This window comes from Sphingobium sp. TKS (assembly GCF_001563265.1).
In the GTDB taxonomy this organism is placed as follows: domain Bacteria; phylum Pseudomonadota; class Alphaproteobacteria; order Sphingomonadales; family Sphingomonadaceae; genus Sphingobium.
Map to the genome: position 1 here is coordinate 1 of NZ_CP005092.1, position 7223 is coordinate 7223.

Sequence of the window (7223 nt, forward strand, 5' to 3'; positions counted from 1 at the left end):
ATGGGGAAGACGATGAAAGTGGCCGCTGACCGGGCCTTCGATGAGACCAAGACCGTGCTGCCCGCAGAGGTCGCCCGTGGGGTCTACATGCAGAACGCGCCTAGTCTTCAGGCACTCAAACTCATGCACCTGATGATTGGCACGGCAGGCGGGCGTATGGCCGAGGACGTGAGCCACCAAATCCGGCTGTCCGACATTCGCAGAATTGACGGGATGCGGAACCATGACCGCGCCAGCCTGACCCCGCTGTTTCAGGAACTGGCGGCGGCTGTCATGACCCATGACGACCCGGAAAAGATGATTGTGACCATCGGCGGCCTGCTCGATGAGGCTCGTCTTGATTACCGTCACGAGGTCAGCGGCGATCTGCTGGTGACATGGTGGTTTCGTCGCACCTTCCGGCGCATGGCCGAAGAATCAAACCATTGGGCCATTCTCGACCGACAGACCGTGTTTCACCTCGGCAGCAAATATTCAGTGCTGCTGTTCCAGCACATCGCCAGCCTGACGAACCTCGATCACACCAACAGCCGGACCTTTACGGTGCCGGAATTGCGCGCCGTTTTAGGCATCCCAGAGGGTAAAGTTAAGCGGTTCGCAGACCTCAAAAAGGACGTTCTGACGCCAGCGATTGAGGAGATCAGCCAGCTATCACGCTTCACCCTGACGGCCACCCCGCGCAAGATCGGGCGCACGGTCGCCAGCGTCGAAATTTCGTGGACGGAAAAAGAAACGGAAGCGAAGGTCGACACCAAGCGCGAACTGGACCGGCCCAAGCTGGGCCGAAAGGCGCGGCGTGATGGATCGGTCGAGACGGTGAGTGCCTCGCAGGCGTTCCCGGAGGCCGGTTCCATCGTCTATTCGCCATGGGGGGATGTGGCCCGTGCCGAACTACCACAGCCGCGCCGCGACCTCGATCTTGTGGCAGATGACTTCCGCCGCTGGTGTGCTGGCCGGGGCATCGATCTGACCGCCAAGAACATCGAAACGACTTTCCGAGGCTTTTGTCGGAAGGTTGAACCGGCCCGATAGATCGGCCAGAGCGGCACCCCCGATGATGCAACCGGTATATAGATACTATACAGGCCAACTTAACAGCGAGTGACACTATGGGTATCACCCTAAGAGAAGCGTCGGAAAAGGTCGGTGTCACCCGCCAAACGCTCATGAAAGCAATCAAGACAGGACGCGTTTCCGGCAAAAAGTCAGATAATGGCGAGTGGCGGATTGAGCCTGTCGAACTGTTCCGCGTATGGCCCCCTGTAAATGAGGTGCAGCAACCTTTACAGCCTGATATAACAGGCAGTGACACCCCCGGTTTACAAGCTGAAAACAGGCTGTTGCGTGAGCAGGTTGCGGAACTGCGTGAAGAACGGAATGCTTGGCGAGAACAGGCGCAACGACTTGCCCTGACCGATCAACGTACCGCCACACAGCCGGCCCCCCAGCGGGGGTTCTGGTCACGCCTGTTTGGTCGCCAGGACGACAGCCCCAGCGGCGATGAGACGTGATAGCATTAGAAGGAAATTGATATGGTTACCCTCTCTCAAACGGTCATCGCATTCCGAAGCCGGATAGAAGACGAAGCGGTGTTCCTCGATACCTGCGAGGGTGGTAATCCGGGCACGCCTAGCAACCGGTCGATCTGGCTGCTGGGGATTGAGCCGGGTTGGTCCCTCGCCGATGAAGCAGCCGACGACGAAATAGACGCCGAGCGTGAGGCGAAGTTGACAGCTTATGCGGTGGAACTCCAACTCGAGTGGCCGTTTAACCGAAATGCCTTCAAGCTACTGAGTACGCTGAACGGTGGCGTGCCCGAGGATTATCGCGAATTTGCATTGGCTGCGCGCCCCTTCGAAAGGGGCTCAACCGGCTATTTCAAGGCCAATCTCTTCCCCGAACCTTGTAACAATGTCGGCGAGTGGGATGATGTCTCGGCCACTAAGACGGGCTTCACCACGAAGGATGCCTATCGTTCATGGATGCGGAAAAATCGTTTCCGGATCATGACTAAGTGGATCGAACGATGCCGACCGCGCTTGGTGATTGGGACCGGCCTCACCCATCTTGACGACTTTCTCGCCATCACCGGCACCACCGAAAAGCCGCCAGCCCACATAGTTACGGTGAATGGTCACGCAAAGCGGTTGCACGTCGCGACGTGCGGCACAGTTCCTGTCGCAGTCATTCCTCATCTCAGCGGAGGATCTCACGGCCTCAACAGCAATGAGGCAATCGCGTTGGCGGTAGCCCACATTCGAACCGAACTTGGGCTTTAGTCATCGGTGTTGCGCCAATCCTGCTGGGATTGGCCGCCCCAGCCACGACCGCGCCGCCGCTTACGAAAAATTGTTATGTCTATTGCCGCGCCATCCCGACCGTAGCATGACAACGTGGATTCACTCGGTGTTCCGTAAGAACACTACCGCATTTACGGATCCCCTCATGAAGATGTTTCTTATGGCCAGTACATTTCTGGCTCTTGCCGCTTGCACATCCGAACCCAATCAAAACAACGCTAAGGCAATGCTCCAAGCGAACGACCCGAAGGTTTGTGCCGCGAACGATGTGCAGCGCACAGCGCTGAGCCTACTCAGCGAAAGCTACCAAAGTTATCTCGACGCTGGCGGCAAGCCGATTGAGTTCAAAGCAGTCAACTCCACCGGTATAAACGCCGACATTCATGAAATTGCATGCTCCGCAAATGTTTCATTCGGTCCAACAACATTTCTTGGTGCTAACGTCCCGGCTGCTACGCTTCCCATTATCTATACAGTCCGGCCTTCACTCAGCCAAGACAGTGATTTTGTAGTTACATCGCAGGCTGAAGACCCGGTGAAATTGCGGCTCTCGTCAATCATTCAAAACTACATGTCCGGCAAACAAGGTTCGCGGGACACTCAATCTCCCCCAGCAGCATCCTCTAGCGAACAGGCATTCCCGCCCGCTGCCGCGACCTCCGACCGGGATAGTACCTCCGCCTCTATCTGGGAGAACAATCAAAGCGTAAGCGGCAACTGCCGCGTGTCCGTGGCAGGCGAAATGGTCATGGACGGACCTTGTAGAGGCCTCGGCCATGGAACCTCTGTATTCGTAACTGCGGAACGTGATGGTTGTTCTATCGAGCTTTCTCGCAGTAAAGGTACGGTAAAAGGCAAAGTGTTTGCCTATAAGAACACTTGCGGTTCTCCTGAATCGGCTCCAAATAATTCCGATGTTGATCTCGGGGTTTTCGCTGCGGAAGGCGAATGCTTGCGCTCCAACTCGGCTTCGGTCTGCCTCGCGCCTAGCGAATAAAAGCCCCGCCTGCTGTCGGAAAACCATCCTCACAAACTCATCCCTCGATCCCGTTGCAGGGCCAACTCGCGCTCGTGGAACAGCTGGCCCACCGCACGCGCCATCTGCGGTTCGCGCTGGATTCGCTCGATGTAGAGATCCTTGGTGTGCTGGTTGGCCCCGTTATAGGCGTCCACCGCCTTGCGGAGCGCCTCCGGGGTCGCCTTCCAGTCGCTGTTATGGTCGCCATAGCCATGAGCGCCCGCCTCGCGCTTCCCGGCAATGGTCTTGAACTTCTCCGCCACCTTTTCCCGTTCCCGCATCTGCTGGCGCTCCTGTGCCTGATCACGGGCGCGCTCGGCGGCAAACCGCTCCTGACGCTGCGCCTCGGCGGCATCGCGCCGATCGCGATCGACCGCGCCGCTCAGGGTCGCTGCGAACTCATGCAGCCTGCCTGATATCCGCTGCCCCGCATCGCGCAGCCACTCAGTCCCCCGCTCGATATACTGGCGCAGGCCCCGCTGCTCGATGACGCCGGCGTTGTGCTGGCCCACCATCGTTACTGGCTCATAATCCCGCCCCTCCCGCATGGCCTGATGCTCGGCACGGCGCTCCATCGCTGTCGCGCTCGGCCCCATATGCACGGTCGCTTCCTGTTCGATTCCGCGCCGCTGGTGGCTGCGATGGTCCACCCGCTCCGGGACGTTCGCCCGTTCCAGCGCCGCATTCTGCATCTCGGCCCACCGGCCACGCCAGCGCTCGACCTCCCCACTCGTCTTCTGGTCCAGTTCGCGGGTCTTCTCGCCCAGCCCTTCCGGGCCGATCCGCCGCGTCGTCGTCAACAGATGGGCATGATGGTTGCGATGGTCGCCCTCGCGACCTGGTGCGTGGATCGCCACGTCCACCGCCACCCCGTGCCGCTCGCTGATCTCCCGTGCGAGGCCCAGCGCAAGCTCGCACCGCGCTTCGGCCGACAACTCGGCCGGAAGCGCGATTTCATATTCGCGGGCGACGGTGGAGTTCTTGCGCGTCTCGGCCTGCTCGGCGGCGTTCCAGAGCGCGGCACGGTCACTGGCCCACGCCGGGGCATCGGCGGGCATGACAAGGGCGTTATGTTCGACGCCCTGCTTGCGGGTGTAATCGTGGACGAGGCCGGTGCGCTCGTCCGTGATTTCGACGCCCGCACGATAGGCTGCCGCTGCCGTCGCGCTACGACCGGCGGAACGGCCTATCGTCTTCACCGCAAGATGGAAACTCGCCATCGCCGCGCCCTTGCTAGCCATGCGGGAGCATGGCGCGGGCGACAGCCCGCTGGGTTCAGGGGTATCCCCTGACGCACGCAAACGCAAGTTTGCATAAGTGCGCCCTTCCTCTCTTTCGCTCGGTCGGGTCCGGTGCTATCAGTATCGCACAGCGAAAGGATTGACCATGGCTGCTCCAACGCCAGAGGCTATCGAAACCGCCCGTCGCAAGGTCCAGCAGGCCAAGGCCCGGTTGCAGGCATTGGAAGCCCGCGCCGCCACCCTGAACCGCAAGGCCGATGCCCGCCGCAAGATCATCCTCGGCGGTCTGCTCCTCGATGCCGCCATGAAAGACCCCGCATGGGAATCCCGCCTCAATGACCTAATGAGCCGGATCAGCCGCGATCAGGACCGCAAGGCGTTCGAGGGCTGGACCTTCAAGGGTGGCCCCGCCGATGCCTGATCCCTTCGACCCTGCCGAGTTTGATGCTCCCCCTCCCTCCGATCCCGGCGCAGACTATCGCACCCTGCTCGACGCCATGCGCAAGGCCGGGGCCGAAGGGGTCGCCCACCAGGTCGCCGCACTGGCCCATAAGATCGAGCAGGACGCCCGCCAACGCGCCGAATGGACCAAACAGGCAGGGGCAGGGGTCGATGCCCTCCAACGGGCCGCTGGGGAGCTTCAGCGGGTCAGCGCAGGGGTCTGGTGGGATCGCCTGAAGGAATGGATCACCGCCGCCCTCATCGGGCTGGGACTGATCTTCGCCGCGGCCCTCGCCTACCGCTGGGCACAGGAACCCAAAATCGAGCGCCAGCTATACGGATGCACCGCCAAATGGGACGCCAAAACCCAGACATGCAAGGGCAAGTGGGTGCCGTTGCAAGCGCAATAGGCTACCAGTTTATGGGTGTACAAAAATTATTGCGCACTCGGTTTAATGGGTGTACGAAATATCATGGAAATCGAGTTTGACCCGGCCAAGGATGAAGCAAATAGCGCCAAGCATGGCGTATCCTTGCAGGCTGCGGCAGGGTTCGATTGGGACACGGCGTTTGAGCGCGAGGATGACCGCTTCGACTATGGAGAGGTCCGGTTTGTCGCCCTGGGCATGATCGGTGATCGCCTGCACGTGCTGGTTTTTACCGAAGGCTCTCACGACGATGCAATCCGCGCCATCAGCCTGCGCCCGGCAGAAAAGCACGAAGTGAGGTTCTATTATGGCCAAGTTTGATCCTGAAATTCACGACGACAACCCGCCGATGGATGCGGCCTTCATGGCCGGGTTGAAGCCGTCGCGGCGCGGGCGTCCCAAGTCGGAAACCCCCAAGGTGGAAGTCAAAATCCGCTTGGACGCAAAGACGGTGGAGCATCTGCGCGACAGCGGTCCGGGATGGCAGACCCGTGTAAACGCTTTGCTCGGCCAGCTTGTCGCGGCAGGGCAAATCTGATTGTTGTCCTAGCAGGAACAGCCACCGTTTACAGGCCAACGCTTCCGCTCATAGTCATCGACTAGCGTGGCCAGCGCATCGAGACGAACCTCGTCTGCGCTGCCTGCCTCCGCGTTCCAGCGCGCGCGAATTTCATCGACCGCCATCCGATGGTCTTCATCGTTCCGGATAGGTTTAATATCCATTCGCCTGTCCTTCAAATCAGCCCGACGACAAGTAGCAAGGCACGGTCCACGGCCTTCATCCGCTCATCGTCAAGCCGCCCGAAAGGCTCGCTGATTTTCGAGCGCGGCAGGGTGGAGAGCTTGTCCACCATCACCTGCGAAAGCACGCGCAACCCGTTGGCGTTGTCCGGCTCGACAGTGATGCGAAAGGCAGCGTCCCGCACGGCGCTGGTGATCGGGCAGATCACGACGCTCTCCAGAGCGGCCAGAAGATTCGATTGCACAATGAGGGCCGGGCGCGGTTTGCCGTAGTCGCCTTGCAATGAAACCGCGACAATATCGCCTCGCTTCACTGCCACTCCTCGATCTGCCCCGCCGCTTCTTCGGTAAACCGCAGCACGTCCAGTTCTGCCGGGTCGCCCCTCAGCTTCAGGCATTGCTGACGCACACGCTCCGCGAAATCAGCGGCGCGTGTGTCAGGAACCCAAAATTGGACGGGCCGAAACCCCGCCGCGCGCATCCGCTGGCGGTGTTGATCTACCTTGTCAGCCCTTTGCTTGATCGCGGCCATGTGAGTCTCCGATAGGTATCATGCAGAGTTACATGATACCTATCCCACCTATTTTCCGCAAGCTCTATCCGAAAATTGCCCTCTGGTGCCCGTTAGGGCACCGCCCAGCCCTTTGGAGGATTTTCCTGCCCAGAAGTGCTTCCCTGCGTTCTACGGGCCGGAAATCGCCTCCTACACCCCCTGATAGCCCAAATCGGAACCGCGCGGTTGGGACAGTCCTCGCCAAGATATGCGCGGCCTTTCGACCTGCCAAAGGACAGGGAAGGGAAAATGGATGCCGTTAGCTGTTGGCGCTTTCCTAACTCCGAATTTCATCAAAAGAAGGCGGGCCGAACAGGTCTGCCCCTCCTTGTTCTAATAGTTCTAATAGTTCAGGGGAAAATACACATTATATTTCAATTGTTTACGCAGCCAAAAGTGGGGAATGGGGCCGCAAAAGTGGGGAATGGGGCCGCAAAAGTGGGGAATGGGGCGGAAATCACGGCTTGACAGGTGGAAATAGTCACCTCTTAAATCCCACTT

12 protein-coding genes are annotated in these 7223 nt (G+C 59.7%); 8 read left to right on the forward strand and 4 right to left on the reverse strand.

Features of this window, described 5'->3' with window-relative positions; all coding sequences use genetic code 11:
- Positions 1-12: 12 nt before the first annotated feature.
- The 4 genes from K426_RS29910 (at position 13) to K426_RS31740 (ending at position 3297) form a co-directional block, all read left to right on the forward strand.
- Entirely contained in the window at positions 13-1032 is a 1020-nt protein-coding gene (locus K426_RS29910; protein ID WP_237230257.1) for a replication initiation protein, read from the forward strand.
- A gap of 77 nt (positions 1033-1109) precedes the next feature.
- Positions 1110-1511, forward strand: a complete 402-nt coding sequence (locus K426_RS31075) for a hypothetical protein (protein ID WP_082749272.1) — start codon at positions 1110-1112, stop codon at positions 1509-1511.
- Between the two features lie 21 nt (positions 1512-1532).
- Positions 1533-2279 (forward strand): hypothetical protein, encoded by a 747-nt coding sequence (locus tag K426_RS29915; RefSeq protein ID WP_082749273.1) that lies wholly within the window; start codon positions 1533-1535, stop codon positions 2277-2279.
- Positions 2280-2445: 166 nt separating this feature from the next.
- A complete protein-coding gene (locus K426_RS31740) occupies positions 2446-3297 on the forward strand; it encodes a hypothetical protein (protein ID WP_145907866.1) in 852 nt (283 codons plus the stop codon).
- 29 nt (positions 3298-3326) lie between these two features.
- Here the strand turns inward: K426_RS31740 and mobQ are convergent, their stop codons facing one another.
- Positions 3327-4559: a MobQ family relaxase gene (mobQ, locus tag K426_RS29920; RefSeq protein WP_237230258.1), complete on the reverse strand. Its 1233-nt coding sequence runs from the start codon at positions 4557-4559 to the stop codon at positions 3327-3329.
- A 145-nt stretch (positions 4560-4704) separates the two neighbouring features.
- Between mobQ and K426_RS29925 the strand changes: the two genes are divergently transcribed.
- The 4 genes from K426_RS29925 (at position 4705) to K426_RS29940 (ending at position 5966) form a co-directional block, all read left to right on the forward strand.
- On the forward strand, positions 4705-4980 hold the full coding sequence (locus K426_RS29925) for a mobilization protein (RefSeq protein ID WP_066564878.1): 276 nt from the start codon (positions 4705-4707) through the stop codon (positions 4978-4980).
- Positions 4973-5410: a hypothetical protein gene (locus K426_RS29930; protein WP_066564880.1), complete on the forward strand. Its 438-nt coding sequence runs from the start codon at positions 4973-4975 to the stop codon at positions 5408-5410. Before K426_RS29925 ends, K426_RS29930 begins: the two co-directional genes overlap by 8 nt.
- Before the next feature lie 63 nt (positions 5411-5473).
- On the forward strand, positions 5474-5749 hold the full coding sequence (locus tag K426_RS29935) for a BrnT family toxin (protein ID WP_066564882.1): 276 nt from the start codon (positions 5474-5476) through the stop codon (positions 5747-5749).
- On the forward strand, positions 5736-5966 hold the full coding sequence (locus K426_RS29940) for a BrnA antitoxin family protein (protein ID WP_066564883.1): 231 nt from the start codon (positions 5736-5738) through the stop codon (positions 5964-5966). The genes K426_RS29935 and K426_RS29940 overlap by 14 nt, the downstream gene beginning before the upstream one ends.
- A gap of 8 nt (positions 5967-5974) precedes the next feature.
- On the opposite strand, the gene K426_RS29945 is transcribed toward K426_RS29940, so the two are convergent.
- Genes K426_RS29945 through K426_RS29955 form a run of 3 tightly spaced genes read right to left on the reverse strand, consistent with a single transcriptional unit; the run spans position 5975 to position 6701 of the window.
- Positions 5975-6151: a hypothetical protein gene (locus tag K426_RS29945; RefSeq protein WP_197672840.1), complete on the reverse strand. Its 177-nt coding sequence runs from the start codon at positions 6149-6151 to the stop codon at positions 5975-5977.
- A gap of 11 nt (positions 6152-6162) precedes the next feature.
- Positions 6163-6483, reverse strand: a complete 321-nt coding sequence (locus tag K426_RS29950) for a type II toxin-antitoxin system PemK/MazF family toxin (RefSeq protein WP_066564885.1) — start codon at positions 6481-6483, stop codon at positions 6163-6165.
- Positions 6480-6701 (reverse strand): antitoxin MazE family protein, encoded by a 222-nt coding sequence (locus K426_RS29955; protein ID WP_066564887.1) that lies wholly within the window; start codon positions 6699-6701, stop codon positions 6480-6482. The genes K426_RS29950 and K426_RS29955 overlap by 4 nt, the downstream gene beginning before the upstream one ends.
- Positions 6702-7223: the final 522 nt, after the last annotated feature.